We start from the raw sequence: 15,141 nt of genomic DNA, 5'->3' as shown, positions 1-15,141 counted from the left end.
ACTGCATCTTCTCTTGCGATGTGGCAGTTTCTGGCTAAGATACTGTATCTTCTCTTGCGATGTGGCAGTTTCTGGCCAGGATACGGACATACCCTCTGCCCTTTTGTCCGTTACTTTCCACATTAGTTTTATAATTTCATATAAAAAATCCCCCAGCAATAACTGGAGGAGATTTTGATATTCGAAAGCTATACACCAAGTCTCACACCCTATCTAGTCGGGTTCGATGATGCAGAAAGGGCTCCTCTTCGCAAAAGGACGTCGAAGGCTTGCAGCCTTCTCTGTCCTTTTACTCCAGAGCTCCCTTTCTCCCGCATCCTCTCACACCCTACACTAAAAATTGATACAGTGTCGAGTTTTCTGAGATGTCGATATAGTTGGGGTCAAAGGTGGCCATGCGGTCTTTGAGGGCGTGGATGGAGCCGGCTTCGGCGAGATCGATGCCGATAAGGACGGGGCCGCTGGAGTGGCTCTTGCGCTTGGTGTATTCGAAGACGGAGATGTCGTCGCCGGGGCCGAGGACGTCGGTAACGAATTCTCTCAGGGCACCGGCTCTTTGGGGGAAGTTGACGATGAAGTAGTGCTTGATGCCTTCGTAGATCAGGGCCTTTTCTTCGATTTCGGCCATGCGGTTGATGTCATTGTTCCCGCCTGAGATCAGGCAAACCACGGTCTTACCCTTGATGTCATCGGCTAAAAGCTCGAGGGCGGCAACCGTCAGGGCGCCGGAGGGTTCAGCAACAATCGCTTGCTTGGTATAGAGTTCCAAGATTGCTTGGGCAGCTAGGCCTTCTGGGACCAGGCAGATATCGTCCACATTAGCCTTAACGTGTTGGAAAGTGAGTTGGCCGGCTTCACCGACTGCTGTCCCGTCGCAGAACTTATCGACCCGCTCCAGAGCGGTAGGCTCACCGGCATCCAAGGCTGCTTTCATGGAAGCTGCGCCGCTGGGTTCCACCCCGATAACCTTGGTATCAGGCATAGCCTCTTTGACATAGGCGGAAACGCCGGAGATCAGACCGCCACCCCCAACTTGGACTAAGAAGTAGTCGGCTTGTTGGCCTTCAGCCACCAGGTCTTGGTGGACTTCCACCGCCAGGGTCCCTTGGCCACGCATCACGTCTAAGTCGTCATAGGGTTCGATGAAGCTGAGCCCATGTTCCTTGGCATAGGCGTGGGCTGCCCGATTACTTTCGTCGAAGGTATCGCCTTTAATCTGAATGTCCACAAAGTCGCCCCCGAAATATTGGACCTGGCTAATCTTTTGATTAGGGGTGGTGTTTGGCATAAAGATCACAGCCTGGATGCCTTTTTTCTGGGCGGTATAGGCCACACCCTGGGCATGGTTACCGGCCGAGGCACAAATCACACCCTTGGCCAGGTCTTCATCTGAGAGTTGGTTGATGGCATAGTAGGCGCCGCGAATCTTGAAGGACCGGACCACTTGCAGGTCTTCGCGCTTCAAGTAAATACGGGCTTGGTACTTCTCAGATAAATAACTATCATATTGCAGTGGGGTTTGGGGGAGGTCTTGGCGCAAGCTACGATAGGCGTCGAGGACCTCTTCTTTGCTGACTAATTCAGACATAAAATACCTTCCTTCCAAATCAAGTGACGGAAAGATAAGAAGGACCGCTTAATAGGCAATCCTTCTCACTTTACGGTCGCTTGAATTAATACTGGATCCTGGAGTAAAACCCCAGTCTCTTTTTTAACCACGAATTTTTCCAAAAACCTGTTCCAAAAGTCAGTCCTGAAGTGGTTCAGGCCTAACCGACTTTTGTCACACTCTCTTGAATTAATTCTTAGTGTCGACTTTATTCTTCTTAACGAATGGCATCATATCGCGAAGCTCTTCGCCCACTTCTTCGATTTGGTGGCTGGCTTCTTTTTCACGCATCTTGTGGAATTCTGGGAAGCCGTTCTTGTAGTCATTCACGAATTCACGGGCAAAGTCGCCGTCTTGGATGCGTTTGAGGGATTCTTTCATGGCTTCTTTGACTTCTGGGCCGATGACGCGTGGGCCAGTCACATAGTCGCCGTATTCTGCAGTATTTGAGCAGGATTGACGCATGTGGGACATCCCACCTTCATAGATCAAGTCAACGATTAATTTCATTTCGTGGCAAGTTTCGAAGTAAGCAGATTCTGGTTGGTAGCCTGCTTCAACTAAGACTTCAAAGCCTGCTTCGATCAAGTGGGTCACCCCACCCATCAGAACGTTTTGTTCACCGAAGAGGTCGGTTTCCGTTTCTTCCTTGAAGCTTGTTTCAAGAACACCAACGCGGGTTGCGCCGATGCCGTCAGCCCATGATAAAGCGATGTCGTGGGCCTTGCCTGTTGCGTCTTGGGCAACAGCAACCAAGGCAGGAACAGCTGAGCCGTTTTCGAATTCGCGGCGAACTAAGTGGCCTGGGCCTTTAGGAGCCACCATGAAGACATCGATATCTTCTGCTGGTTTGATGGTGCCGAAGTGGACGTTGAAACCATGGGCAAAGGCTAAGGCATTGCCTGCTTCTAAGTTATCTTTGATTTCATTTTCATATACATCAGCTTGGATTTCGTCTGGTAAAAGTACCATCACGATATCGGCTTGCTTGCTGGCTTCAGCCACTGAGAAAACGTCGAAGCCATCTTCACGGGCACGGTCAGCTGAGCTCCCTTCGCGAAGGCCGATGATGACATCTTGACCAGAGTCGCGTAAGTTCTTAGCGTGCGCTCCCCCTTGTGAGCCGTAACCAAGAACGGCAATCTTCTTGCCTTCTAATGCATTGTTTTGTACATCCTTTTCATAATAAATTGTAGCCATAATTATTTCCTCCTAATTTTTTAGACACCGCGAGGGTTGCCATAGTAATTATTATTTACTCCAAAGAGTAAGTTACTACCTAATAAATGGATTGGTCTTCGCGCTCTTGATCGTTGGGAAGACCGTCTGTGATATCGACCACGTAGATGACATCGATCTGCTTTTCAAGCTGGTTCATTAAGAGCTCAGCTGCCGCCTGGTCAGCAAATTGAATGCCCAGGGTAATGATGGAAAATTCAGCACTGGAATCAGCTGAACCCCCGGCATATTGCAAAGTAAGGGTATCGATGTTGTAACCTGGTTTGAGGACCGTTTGGGTAATCCGGTTAAGAACTCCTGGCCGGTTCACCACCCGGGTTTGAATGATACGAGATTCCATTAGCCTAATCCCTCCATTTCATTATTGGGCTTACCTGCTGGAACCATTGGGAGCACCAATTCATCCTTGGCAATTCGAATTTCAAGGACATAAGGCCCATCATAGGCCAGCATGGCGTCGATGGCCGCTTCCATCTCAGCGGGATCGCTCACTCGAGCCGCCTTGACACCCAGGGCTTCCGATAACTTCACGAAGTCTGGATTCTTATCTAAGAATTCAGAATGCGAGTAGCGTTGGCCATAGAACTTATCCTGCCATTGGTGAACCATGCCCAGAACTTCATTATTCAAGATCATGAACTTAGGTTTCACATCATAGGCAGACAGGATATTGAGTTCCTGGTTGGTCATTTGGAAGCCCCCGTCACCCACAATGGCAACGACATCCTGACCTTCCTTAGCCCCAAAGGCTGCCCCAATCGCTGCGGGGATGCCATAGCCCATGGTCCCCAAACCACCACTGGTCAGGAACTGCTGGGTGTGGCGGACCGGGTAGAATTGGGCGGCCCACATCTGGTGCTGGCCCACATCTGTTACCACCAGGGCTTCGCCATCGGTCTTCTCACCCAGGTAGGCAATGGCTGCTTCAGGGCGGATGGTCGACCGGGCTGCTGGCAAGGCCATGGGGTGGTCAGCCAAGTTCTGCTTGTGGAAGGCCACCCAATCAGCTGAGGACTGGTAATTGGATAGGGCGGCCGCATTGAGGGCTTCCAGGGCAACCTTGGCATCTGCGATCAGTTCGTAGTCGGGTTGGATAACTTTACCAATCTCCGAAGCATCGATGTCGATGTGGATGATCTTAGCCCCTGGCGCAAAGTTGTCCGGCACGGAAGCCACCCGGTCATCGAAGCGGGACCCGATATTGATCAGGCAGTCGGTAGTCATCAGCGCCATATTAGCTGCATAGGAACCGTGCATCCCGCCCATGCCAAGGAAGTAAGGATCCTTGCTGTCGACCGCTCCCAAGCCCAAGAGTGTCGCAACGACTGGGATCTTATGGGTATGGACGAATTCACGCAGGTCTTCCTCCGCACCGGCCTTGGCAATCCCGCCACCCACAAGGAGGAGGGGTTTTTCACTAGCTTGGATCGCTTCCATAATATTCTGAATATGCTCATTATTCGTAATCTTCTGCTGCTTTTCAGGCTGGTAACCGGGCAGGTAGATCTTTGTGTTCAGCTCGGAAACAGCTACCATCTGCTGGCCCACATTCTTTGGAATGTCAACCACCACAACACCCTTCCGCCCTGAATTGGCGATATAGAAGGCTTCTTTAATAATCCGTGGAATATCACGGGCATCACGTACTTGGACACAATACTTAGTAATCGGCGTCATGACACCGATCACGTCCGTTTCCTGGAAGGCATCCTTGCCAATTCCTGCCTGAGCTACCTGACCGGAAATAACAACCATGGGTACCGAATCCATCTGGGCTGTTGCCACAGCCGTGACAATATTGGTTGCCCCCGGTCCTGAAGTGACCACGCTGACGCCGGTCTTGCCGCTCGCCCGGGCATAGCCATCTGCCATGTGTCCCGCCCCTTGTTCATGCCGGGCCAAGACGTGATTGGTGCCGTTCTTGAAGAATTGGTCATAAAGATCGAGGACCGCTCCTCCTGGGTACCCGAATATGACATCAACCCCTTCTTCATTCAAGGCTTCAACAAGGACTTGCATACCCTGCTTTGTCTCTTCTTCCTTTGCCATTAAACCACCCATCCTTCTGCTTACTTACACTTTAGTTAAAATAAAAGCACCCCAATGCTTGCATGGGATGCTATGTCCCACTCTACAAAGCCGAATAGGACTCGAAGCTGATCTCAATCAGTCCAGTCCTAGCTGTGTAAAATGACTAAAATATTCACTTGTTTAAAATTCTTTGACATTTTCATGAGTGGGACTCCTTTCTTAATCGATAAATTGATTATACTGAGCCTCGTCTCATTTGTCAATACAATTTATTAGAATATTATCATTTAATTCTTATGAAAGTGGTTTTTATCTTTGATTTCATGCTATCATAAGACTAAGAGTAAAAAGGAGGTAGACCCATGACCCAACATAATGACAGCGTCCTGAGCCTAAAAAATGTCAGTTACTACCGGCAAGGACGCCCCATCCTAAAAAATATCAACTTCGAAATTCGTCCCGGCCAACACTGGGCCCTGCTCGGTCTCAACGGTTCAGGGAAATCCACCCTGATCCATATTCTGAGCGGCTATGACTGGCCTAGCGCCGGCCAAGTAACCGTGCTCGGCGAACGCTTCGGCCAAACCAATATCTCCCGCTTGAAACGGCGGATCGGCCTGGTGTCCTCCTGGCTGGAATACCGCCTACCCGAAAATGACTCGGTCCTAAAGATCGTCCTGAGCGGCCTCTTCGCTAGCTTCGGTCTCTACCAGGCAGTCGGCCCCAAGGAAAAACTGGCCGCCCAAGAGCTTCTGGCCCGCTTCGACTGCCAGGACTTAGCTGACCGCCCCTTTGCCACCCTCTCCCAGGGTGAGAAACAAAAGATCCTCATCCTCCGCGGTCTCATGACCAAGCCGGAACTCCTGATCTTAGACGAACCCTTCAATGCCCTGGACCTCTTCGCTAGGGAACGACTTTTAGAATTTCTCGGTGAAGTCAGCCAGGAAGAGGGCCTGAGCCTGGTCATGATCAGCCACCGGAGCGAAGACATCAGCCAGCTCTTCCAACACGTCCTCCTGCTCAAAGAAGGCCAAGTCTTCGCCCAGGGCTCGCGCCAGGACATGCTCCAAGATGAGCTCCTGACCGACTTCTACGGCCAAGCCGTCGACTGCCTCCCCTACAAGGACCAGCGCGTCTTGGTTGTGCCGCGTTAATAGGGGCTGGGGCTAGACTAGGGAGTAGCGAGACACATTGGGAAGGCGCAAGTGTGGCTTGAGAGCTGTTAACCCACATTCGGGGTTGCGAGTGTGGGTTGAAAAGCGTTAACCCACATTTAGACATCGCGAGTGTGGGTTGAGAAGCGTTAACCCAGATTCAGACACCGCGAGTGTGGGTTGCTAAGTATCAACCCACAGTCAGACGCTCCGAGTGTGGGTTGCAGTGACGAATCTCCTCAAAAGTCTCCCTGGTCTCTAAAAATTTAGCTATCTGCTTAAAATTATGTTATCAACAGGCATCAAAAAAAGCTGGAGTAGCTCCAGCTTTTTTTAATCGGTCACAAAAGTCAGTACACTGACTTTTGTCACATTCTTATAATGGGGTTTGAATGAGTCTTCACACCCTGTTTTAGTCGTCTTCTTCTACGATCTTAGCTTCTTTTTCGTTGATAACTTCTGGTTCTGCTTCAACGACTTCTTCGTCAACTTCTGCTTCTTCGGTTGGAACAGCGATGGAAACGATGACTTCTTCTGGGTCGGTGAGGATTTCAGCGTTTTCGATGCCTTCGAAGGTCAAGTCGCCAACGGTAATGTTTTCACCGATGTCTAAGCCTTCAACGTCAGCTACGATGTATTCTGGTGCGGTAGCTGGGTCGATTTCAACAGTTACTTCGAAGAAGTTCAAGGCTGCTACGCCGTCTGGGTTAGCCAGTTTGTCTTCGTTTTCGATGTAAACTGGGATATCCATTTCAAGTTTTTCACCCTTCTTGATGGCTTGAAGGTTGACATTATAGATGATTGGCTTCAAGGCTGCGCGTGAGATATCACGTAAGAAGACGGTGCGTGTTTCTCCGCCTTCAACTTCGAGTTCGAAGACAGAGTTGATCCCGAGTTCGCGTTCGATTAATTCCACGTCAGCACGTTCCATGCTGATGTTGATTGGTTCAAGGTCGCTTGCATAAACAACGCCTGGTACTAAGTCTTCTTGACGTAATTTCTTAGATGCGTTTGTCCCTGCAGCTTCACGTTTCTTTGCTACAAATTTCATGTATTTACCTCCTGAAATCGATTCGTTTACCTAAAAATAGATACTTTTTAATCTTATCATAAGCAATAGACTATTTTCAAGTCTTCAAATCATAATCCGATGTATCCTCATTATAGCATAATTTTGCAAGAATACAGTTGCAAATGTCTATAAAATTCAATTATGATATAACTATTAGAATCAACTCAAAAATATTAAAAAGGAGACCCAGCATGTACTATCAATCTACCCGCAATCCTAAGCAAGTTGTCAGTGCTTCCCAGGCCATTCTCCAGGGCCTGGCACCAGACGGCGGCCTCTATGTTCCTCAATCCTTCCCGCAATTCGAGCTCGATTGGGACCAGCTCAAGGACTACTCCTACCAAGAGATGGCTGAATTCATCCTCGGCCCCTTCCTAGACGACTACAGTCCGGAGGCCCTCCGTGCTTGTATCGAAGCTGCCTATGACGACAAATTCGATGATCCAAAGATCGCACCCCTAGTCAAAGTTGGCGACCGCTATCACTTGGAACTCTTCCACGGTGCGACTATCGCCTTCAAGGACATGGCCTTATCCATCCTGCCCCACCTAATGACCCAGGCGGCGGCAATCAACCACAACGACAAGGAAATTATTATTCTGACTGCGACTTCCGGGGACACCGGAAAAGCTGCTATGGCTGGTTTCGCGGATGTGCCTTCAACCAAGATCGCTGTCTTCTATCCCGAAGGCGGCGTGAGCGATATCCAAGAGAAGCAGATGCTCACCCAAAAAGGCGCTAACACCTATGTCTACGCTGTTAGGGGAAACTTTGACGATGCCCAGACCCAGGTCAAAGCTCTCTTCAACGACCCTGCCCTCCGCCAAAAACTGGCTGACCAAGGCACCCAGTTCTCTTCAGCCAACTCCATGAATATCGGCCGGCTCCTACCCCAGGTGGTCTACTACTTCTATGCCTATGCCCAATTAGTTAAGGCAGGCACCATCACAGCCGGAGAAGCCATCGACTTCACGGTCCCTACCGGCAACTTCGGCAATATCCTGGCTGCCTACTACGGCCAACGCTGCGGCCTGCCCGTCAATCACTTAATCTGTGCCTCAAACGACAACAAGGTCCTCTATGACTTCTTCCAGACCGGGACCTACAACCGTAAACGTGACTTCAAGCTGACCATCTCCCCTTCCATGGACATCCTGGTTTCCTCCAACTTCGAGCGCATGCTCTACCATGCCCTGGGTGACAATAGCGACCACTTGACCGCCCTCATGTCCCAGCTCGACCAGGACGGCCTCTACCAAGTCACCGCGGAAGAATTCCAAGCCTTCCAAGGCATCAGTGGGGAATTTGCTAGCGAAGACGAAACCAAGGACGAAATCAAGCAAGCCTTCGAAGCCAATGACTATCTCATGGACCCCCATACCGCAGTGGCCTCACGGAGCTACCGCAAGTACCTGGACCAAACGGAAGGCGCCAAGGCCGGTGTCATCGTATCGACCGCTAGCCCCTATAAGTTCCCGGCCACCGTCCTCCAAGCCATCGGTCAAGACGCCGACCAAGCCTCAATCAGCGAACGTCTGGCCAAGCTGCGCGAGCTGAGCGGGGTCCCTTACCCCCAAGCCATCCAGGAACTCGAGTCCGCCGACATCCGCGACAAAAAAATCTTGGCCATCGACCAGATGGAAGCGGAAGTGCTGAAGATTGTGAAAGATTAAAATTAGACAAACAAAAATTCCCCCAGAGCGCTATCGTGAGTCTGCTTTGGGGCATTTTTATTGAAGGGATAAGATTTCTCTGAATTATTATTTTGAAACATAATTGAAGCCACAAGTGTAAGCTCAAATTGTGGCTTGATTAGATCCTATACACAATTGAGAACTTAAAGTGTGGCTTGATAAGTCCCAACACATAATCGGAGACTTAGAGTGCGGCTTCATGAAATCTTACACACACTTGGATCCCTCAAGTGTGGCTTGCCACTTCTCAAGCCCCAATCAAAAGCCCGGACTGAGGCTTAGCCGACTAAATTCAACAGCACAAGGGATGCTTATCTCTACCATTCAACCTCCCCCAATCTTTTGTCTAAAGACAGGGAATATATTATACTTAAGGCAATGATAATAAAGGAGCGAATCCACCATGAGCAAAAAAATTTGGCGACATTTTCATAAAAAGACCCTGGCCGAGCGCTGGCAGGTCTTAGAAGAAGCAGGCATCCTAGCTGCTGAGACCTGCCAAGCCCTGGCCGAGAGAGAAGGGATGTCCCTGGAGATGGCCGACCAGATGATCGAAAATGTCATCACGACCTACCAGATTCCCATGGGCCTGAGCTTGAACTTGAAAGTCAATGATAGGGCCTATATCGTGCCCATGGTGACCGAAGAACCTAGTGTGGTAGCAGCCAGTAACTTCGCCGGACAAATTGTGAATGCCGGATCGGGCTTCCAAGCGGAAGTTATTTCGCGCTTAATGACGGGTCAGGTTTGCCTGACTGGCCCCGATAATGTCGACCTGGAAGCGGCCTTCACGGACTGGGTCGATAACCATCAAGAGGAGATCCTAGACTGGGCCAAGTCTGCCTATCCCGCCATCCTCAAATACGGCGGCGGCCCACGCGCTGTCCGCTCTGCCTACTATAGCTATCAGGGTCGGGGCTTCTATCTCATCTACCTGGATGTCGATACCCAGGAAGCCATGGGGGCTAATATGATGAACACCATGTTGGAAGCCGTCAAAGAACAAAGCTGCCTGGCCCTCAACCAGGCCCTGGCTGAAGATGAAGCCCCCCTCTTCGATCCCCTCATGGCCATCCTCTCCAATCACGCCGACCAGTGCTTGGTTCGGGTCCAATGTGAAATCCCTGCCCGCAAGCTCAGCCGACCCGGCCTTGCCGGCAGCCTGGTGGCCCAGCGGATCGCCTATGCTAGCGACCTAGCCCAAGTCGACCCTTACCGGGCAGCCACCCACAACAAGGGCATCATGAACGGGATCGATGCGGTCGTCCTCGCCACGGGCAATGACTGGCGGGCCATCGAAGCCGGCGCCCATTCCTATGCCGTGAAGGACGGCGCCTACCGCGGGCTAGCCACTTGGTCCTACGACGAAGATAAAGAGACCCTCCACGGCCAGCTCTGCCTGCCCCTAGCTGTGGGGACCGTGGGCGGGTCTATTGGCATCCATCCCCAGGCCAAGCTGAGCCAGGACTCGCTCGGTCACTTGCCCGCCCAAGAGCTCATGCAGGTCATCGCCGCCATTGGCCTGGCCCAGAACCTAGCCGCCTTACGCGCCCTAGTCTCTGAAGGCATCCAGTCCGGTCACATGGCCCTCCACGCCCGGTCCATCGCCATCCAGGTCGGAGCTGAAGGCGAAGAAGTTGCCCAGCTGGCCAGTGCCCTAGCTGACAGCTCCACCATCAACCAGGAAAAGGCCCGTGAACTGTTGGCTGAGCTCCGACAAGATAAGAGCGACCACTAACCTAAGAAACAATGAAAGACCTCTGCCAGGAAATCCTAGCAGAGGTCTTTCATTGTTTTTATTGCTTGCCATAATGGCGTTGGTGGTCGGCCATACCTTGGACATAGTAAGTCTCACTCGGATGGGACGGCGTCAGGTCTAACTGGCTACCATCACTCGGCAGACGGTCATTAAACATTTGCTCATAGCGGTCTACCGAAACCTCTTCACGTTGGTCCAAGAAGGCTTCGTGGGCTGCTTTGTGTTGCCCCGTCTGGAAGTCCTCCGCTAGGGTCAGGCTAAAGAACTCACCCACCGAACCCGAACCATAGCTATACATGCCGATCCGGTCACCGGGCTTGAGGCTCTCGGCTTGGTCCAAGAGACTGATCAAGCTGAGATAGAGGGAACCAGTGTAGACGTTCCCGATCCGCCGGCTGTACTGTTCGCTAGCTTCAAAATAGGTCCGCAGGCTATCCTTCTTCTCATCGCTGGCCCCCTTCATCAAGCGGCGGAGGCCCTTGAGCCCCATCTTAGTATAAGGCAGGTGGAAGCAGACCGCTTCGAAATCATCCAAGCTCAAACCTGTCTCTGCTTGGTACTTGTCCCAGACCCGTTCGAGGACATGGGTGTACTGGCGGAGAGACAACTTGCCGTCCACCATGGCCTTGTCCGTATAGTTAGGCCGCCAGAAGTCCATCACGTCTTCCGTCATGAAGGCAGAGTCTGAGTCGACAACAGCGAGGCGGGGATTGGCTGCGAGGAGGATAGCCACTGCCCCTGCCCCCTGGGTCGCTTCGCCAGAGCTTTCCAAGCCATAACGGGCAATATCGGAAGCCAGGACAAGGACTTTTCGCTCAGGGTGAGTGCGCACATAGTCTAGGCCCAGGTGGAGGGCAGCGGTCGCGCTATAGCAGGCCTCCTTGAGCTCCACCGACCGGGCGAAGGGCTGGATGCCGAGCAGGTGGTGGATGTAGACAGCGGAAGACTTGGACTGGTCAATCCCGCTCTCCGTCCCCACGAGAACCATATCGATGGCCGCCTTGTCCTCCTCCGTCAAGAAGTCAGCCGCATTGGCTCCCATGGTCACGATATCTTGCGTAATTGGGGGCACAGCCATTTGGTCCTGGCCGATCCCTTCATTAAACTTCTTAGGATCCACCCCGCGCGCTTGGGCTAAGTTCGCCATATCGACAAAATAACCTGGCGCATAGAAATCCATCTTATCAATACCCACTGCTAAATTCTGCATACTATCTTCTCCCATACTTGATTAATTTAAAAGCCTGGGAAACTTCCCAGTGATCGTCATATAGTCAATTGTTATTTTATCATCTTTATCGGCAAATATGTACCAATCTTATTTAAGAACTGGTAAAGAAGAGGGCAACTTGCGAAACTTGGTCAGGTCTAAAGCACTGGAGCGTCAATGACTGACGGACAAAGTACAAAAGGCTATAATTTAATATTGATCCTCTAAACATTCAAGGCCCAAATTCAACAGTGCAAGGCAGGCTCATTAGCACCATTTAGTAAAGAAGCAAAAAAAGCTGGATTTTTACTTCCAGCTTTACTTGTTAGCATTAGTGAATTAAAAATTTAACAGCTTGTAGATAAAAGATATTTAACCGTCTATTTGTGAGCAGGATTGGAGCATTGAAGTTGATCCTTAGCCATTTCAGGAGGCAAGAGCTGGGGGCAATTTGTGCTCAGGAGCTCTGAGGGCAATTTGCAGATCGCCAATTTGCGCTCGCGAGTCTTGAGAGCAGATAGTAGCTCGCCAATCTGCACTTGAGAGCTCTGAAAGCAGATAGCAGGTCGGCAATTTGCATTCGTAAACCCCGAGAGCAAACAGCAGCTCATCGCACAGTTCCCTCCTCACCGACTCTATAATCAGCAAAGAAAAATCAGCTTGGCATCCACTCATGAGCAGCATATTATGATTAATGCAGCACCTTGTCCAAGAAGCTCTTAGTCCGTTCGTTTTCAGGTTGGCTGAAGAGTTTCTCTGGGACATCCTCTTCGACAATATAGCCCCCATCCATGAAGACAACCCGGTCCGACACCTCGCGGGCAAAGCCCATTTCGTGGGTCACGATCACCATGGTCATCCCCTCTTCGGCCAGGTCCTTCATTACTTCCAGCACGTCCCCAACCATTTCTGGGTCCAAGGCGGAAGTCGGTTCATCGAAGAGCATCAAGTCTGGACTCATCGCCAAGGCACGTGCAATCGCCACCCGCTGCTGTTGGCCCCCGGAGAGCGAGTTAGGATAGGCGTCTGCCTTGTCCCTTAAGCCCACTGTTTCTAAGAGTTCTAAGGCTTTTTGGTCCGCCTCAGCCTGGGTCAGTTTATTCAATTCCACCGGTGCCAGGGCAATATTCTCTTGGACCGTCAAGTGTGGGAATAGGTTAAACTGTTGGAAAACCATGCCCACATTTTCCCGGGCCTTGTTAATGTCGATGGAAGGATCGGAAATATTGACCCCGTCGACAATCACTTCCCCAGCGTCAATATCTTCTAAGCGATTCAGACAACGCAGCATGGTCGATTTCCCAGAACCTGAAGGACCAATCACACAAACCACTTCCCCTTCAGCTACCTTAAAGTTAATGTCCTTCAAAACCTCATTATCGCCAAAGCTCTTCTTCAGCCCTTTTACGACGACTTTATCCATCATGATCATCCTTTCGCTTTCTCATCATTCTCTTAATTAAAGTAGTCCTATTATAACAAATATCTAGCAAACTGACAGCTATTCTTGACATTTTCCAGTAAAAAAGTCAAGCTGCTCTTTCGAAGCGATTAGATAAGGGTGTGAGATATAGAAAGCCTCGAAATAAAAGACCAGCCACCCAGCTGGTCTTCTTTCTTTATTATCTTTATTATGTAACGCCTAATAGCGAGATACGGCCTTGATTGGCATTGGATCACCTTAACCTTTCTGTTGAAATTTATTGAAAAGCAAGAACAATCCAGTCACTCCTTCCTGCACATAAGAAAAAACTAGCCCAGCATAAACTGGACTAGTTGGATTTGACAATATAAGATTTTGGGCATAAAGAATGGTCGAAATGGGTTACACTCACTAGGCTTTGCTTTGGCTTAGTCATTCGTAAGTGTCCTCCCTTCTGTCATTCTTTAGCTACTTCTATTGTAGCGAATGCTATGAAATTTGCAAGTTATTTGCCAATTTCGACGGTTTTTTCTTCGTCGTAGAAGAAGTTTACCGCATTGTTGTAGCAGACATTGGTGATGAGCTTCTCTAAGAGGGCGTCATCATTAGGGATTTCACCACGTTCAACCAAGTCGCCAATGTAGTCACAGAAGAGGCGACGGAAGTATTCATGGCGGGTATAAGAAGTGAAGCTCCGGGAGTCGGTTAACATGCCGACGAAGTTCATCAAGAGACCAGCTTCAGCATAAGACTTGAATTGTTTCAACATACCGTATTTGGTATCGTTGAACCACCAGCCAGAACCTAATTGGCAACGGCTCTTCTGACCGTCTTCATTGCCTTGGAAGTTAGCCAAGGTGGTTGCAACGAGGTCGAAGTAGGTTGGGTTCAATGGGTAGATGATGGTCTTAGGCAATTCGTCAGTCTTGTCCGCAGCGTCTAAGAGACGGTTGAGGGCTTCTGCCACATTGCCTTGGTCGTTGATTGAGTCTAAACCAGAGTCAAAGCCTGTCTTTTCAAACATGCGGCTTGAGTTATCACGGATGGCACCAAAGTGGATTTGGAATACAAAGTCTTCACGCTTGTAGATCTTCATCAATTCCACTAAGAGGGCACTTTGGAATTTAGCGTATTCTAATTCCGTTAAAGCTTGGCCCTTAGCTGCTTTTTGGAAGATGTCTTCGACTTCTTCTTCAGTTGAGTCAGCATAAGCCAAGACTTTCAAGCCGTGGTCAGACACGTGAGAACCATGTTCGCCGAAGAATGTAATCCGGTCTTCCAAGGATTCCATTAATTTAGCGAAGGAATCAATGTGGATGCCGTTCGCTTCTTCCATCTTAGCTAAGAAGTCAACGAAGGCTTCTTCCCCTGCCTTGAAGGCCCCATCTGGACGGAAGCCAGGTACCACGTCGACGTCAAAGGAATCATCTTCCGCAATTTGTTTGTGGTATTCCAAGCTGTCGAATGGGTTGTCAGTCGTACAGATGAAGGTCACGTTAGAATTCTTGATCAACTGACGCGCGGTTAATTTTTCATCACGTAATTTAGTGTTAACCTTGTCATAGATTTCTTTCCAGTTATCTTCTGATAAGATTTCATCGATGCCGAAGTAACGTTTCAATTCCAGTGCATTCCAGTGGAAGAGTGGGTTACCGATCGTATTTGGAACGGTTTCAGCCCATGCCTTGAACTTATCTTCAGCTGAGGCATCCCCAGTGATTAATTCTTCGGGATAGCCCATAGCACGTAAACCGCGCCATTTGTAGTGGTCCCCACCGAGGAAGAGTTCGGTAGCGTTTTCGAACTCATGGTCTTCCGCAATTTCTTGTGGGCTCAAGTGGCAGTGGAAGTCATAGATTGGCATATCTTTTGCAAAGTCATGGTAGAGGTGCTTGGCGCTTTCACTCTGTAACATAAAGTCGTCATTAATAAATGGCATAAATGGTTTGC

The 15,141-nt window shown here is 50.0% G+C and carries 11 protein-coding genes; 3 read left to right on the top strand and 8 right to left on the bottom strand.

From position 1 onward, the window contains the following. Positions 1 to 328: 328 nt before the first annotated feature. The 4 genes from ilvA to ilvB all read right to left on the bottom strand — a co-directional run bounded on the left by ilvA (position 329) and on the right by ilvB (position 4,897). Complete coding sequence (gene ilvA, locus QP860_RS04645; protein WP_070619217.1) at positions 329 to 1,588, bottom strand: threonine ammonia-lyase IlvA; 1,260 nt, start codon at positions 1,586 to 1,588, stop codon at positions 329 to 331. Between the two features lie 210 nt (positions 1,589 to 1,798). Continuing rightward, positions 1,799 to 2,809, bottom strand: coding sequence for a ketol-acid reductoisomerase (gene ilvC, locus QP860_RS04640; RefSeq protein ID WP_070817380.1), 1,011 nt, complete (start codon positions 2,807 to 2,809; stop codon positions 1,799 to 1,801). 79 nt (positions 2,810 to 2,888) lie between these two features. Beyond that, complete coding sequence (locus tag QP860_RS04635) at positions 2,889 to 3,188, bottom strand: ACT domain-containing protein (protein WP_070619212.1); 300 nt, start codon at positions 3,186 to 3,188, stop codon at positions 2,889 to 2,891. Next, a complete protein-coding gene (gene ilvB, locus QP860_RS04630; RefSeq protein ID WP_070619210.1) occupies positions 3,188 to 4,897 on the bottom strand; it encodes a biosynthetic-type acetolactate synthase large subunit in 1,710 nt (569 codons plus the stop codon). Before ilvB ends, QP860_RS04635 begins: the two co-directional genes overlap by 1 nt. A gap of 344 nt (positions 4,898 to 5,241) precedes the next feature. On the opposite strand from ilvB, the gene QP860_RS04625 reads away from it, so the two are divergent. Then, entirely contained in the window at positions 5,242 to 6,033 is a 792-nt protein-coding gene (locus QP860_RS04625) for an ABC transporter ATP-binding protein (RefSeq protein ID WP_070619207.1), read from the top strand. 412 nt (positions 6,034 to 6,445) lie between these two features. Here QP860_RS04625 and QP860_RS04620 read toward each other — a convergent pair whose 3' ends face one another. Beyond that, positions 6,446 to 7,084: a 50S ribosomal protein L25 gene (locus QP860_RS04620; RefSeq protein WP_070619204.1), complete on the bottom strand. Its 639-nt coding sequence runs from the start codon at positions 7,082 to 7,084 to the stop codon at positions 6,446 to 6,448. A gap of 212 nt (positions 7,085 to 7,296) precedes the next feature. On the opposite strand from QP860_RS04620, the gene thrC reads away from it, so the two are divergent. Together thrC and QP860_RS04610 are read left to right on the top strand one after the other, a co-directional pair. Next, the gene (gene thrC, locus QP860_RS04615) at positions 7,297 to 8,778 is read left to right on the top strand and encodes a threonine synthase (RefSeq protein WP_284912259.1); all 1,482 of its coding nucleotides are present in this window, start codon (positions 7,297 to 7,299) and stop codon (positions 8,776 to 8,778) included. A gap of 424 nt (positions 8,779 to 9,202) precedes the next feature. Further along, positions 9,203 to 10,537, top strand: a complete 1,335-nt coding sequence (locus QP860_RS04610) for a hydroxymethylglutaryl-CoA reductase, degradative (RefSeq protein ID WP_284912258.1) — start codon at positions 9,203 to 9,205, stop codon at positions 10,535 to 10,537. A gap of 58 nt (positions 10,538 to 10,595) precedes the next feature. Here the strand turns inward: QP860_RS04610 and QP860_RS04605 are convergent, their stop codons facing one another. From QP860_RS04605 to uxaC, 3 genes are all read right to left on the bottom strand, one after another. Then, positions 10,596 to 11,768 (bottom strand): hydroxymethylglutaryl-CoA synthase, encoded by a 1,173-nt coding sequence (locus tag QP860_RS04605; protein WP_284912257.1) that lies wholly within the window; start codon positions 11,766 to 11,768, stop codon positions 10,596 to 10,598. 691 nt (positions 11,769 to 12,459) lie between these two features. Further along, positions 12,460 to 13,194, bottom strand: a complete 735-nt coding sequence (locus QP860_RS04600; protein ID WP_210382804.1) for an amino acid ABC transporter ATP-binding protein — start codon at positions 13,192 to 13,194, stop codon at positions 12,460 to 12,462. A 502-nt stretch (positions 13,195 to 13,696) separates the two neighbouring features. Further along, entirely contained in the window at positions 13,697 to 15,130 is a 1,434-nt protein-coding gene (uxaC, locus tag QP860_RS04595; RefSeq protein WP_284912256.1) for a glucuronate isomerase, read from the bottom strand. Between the last annotated feature and the right edge of the window lie 11 nt (positions 15,131 to 15,141).

Origin of the sequence: Aerococcus sp. UMB1112A, from assembly GCF_030230715.1 — a bacterium.
Taxonomy (GTDB): domain Bacteria; phylum Bacillota; class Bacilli; order Lactobacillales; family Aerococcaceae; genus Aerococcus.
Note: the sequence above shows the minus strand (reverse complement) of the source record. Positions and strands in the feature narration are given on the sequence as shown.

What these genes read in the sequence shown, in the direction of transcription:
- ilvA (WP_070619217.1), bottom strand. Translation starts at nt 1,588, where the DNA reads ATGTCTGAATTAGTCAGCAAAGAAGAGGTCCTCGACGCCTATCGTAGC.
- ilvC (WP_070817380.1), bottom strand. Translation starts at nt 2,809, where the DNA reads ATGGCTACAATTTATTATGAAAAGGATGTACAAAACAATGCATTAGAA.
- QP860_RS04635 (WP_070619212.1), bottom strand. Translation starts at nt 3,188, where the DNA reads ATGGAATCTCGTATCATTCAAACCCGGGTGGTGAACCGGCCAGGAGTT.
- ilvB (WP_070619210.1), bottom strand. Translation starts at nt 4,897, where the DNA reads ATGGCAAAGGAAGAAGAGACAAAGCAGGGTATGCAAGTCCTTGTTGAA.
- QP860_RS04625 (WP_070619207.1), top strand. Translation starts at nt 5,242, where the DNA reads ATGACCCAACATAATGACAGCGTCCTGAGCCTAAAAAATGTCAGTTAC.
- QP860_RS04620 (WP_070619204.1), bottom strand. Translation starts at nt 7,084, where the DNA reads ATGAAATTTGTAGCAAAGAAACGTGAAGCTGCAGGGACAAACGCATCT.
- thrC (WP_284912259.1), top strand. Translation starts at nt 7,297, where the DNA reads ATGTACTATCAATCTACCCGCAATCCTAAGCAAGTTGTCAGTGCTTCC.
- QP860_RS04610 (WP_284912258.1), top strand. Translation starts at nt 9,203, where the DNA reads ATGAGCAAAAAAATTTGGCGACATTTTCATAAAAAGACCCTGGCCGAG.
- QP860_RS04605 (WP_284912257.1), bottom strand. Translation starts at nt 11,768, where the DNA reads ATGCAGAATTTAGCAGTGGGTATTGATAAGATGGATTTCTATGCGCCA.
- QP860_RS04600 (WP_210382804.1), bottom strand. Translation starts at nt 13,194, where the DNA reads ATGATGGATAAAGTCGTCGTAAAAGGGCTGAAGAAGAGCTTTGGCGAT.
- uxaC (WP_284912256.1), bottom strand. Translation starts at nt 15,130, where the DNA reads ATGCCATTTATTAATGACGACTTTATGTTACAGAGTGAAAGCGCCAAG.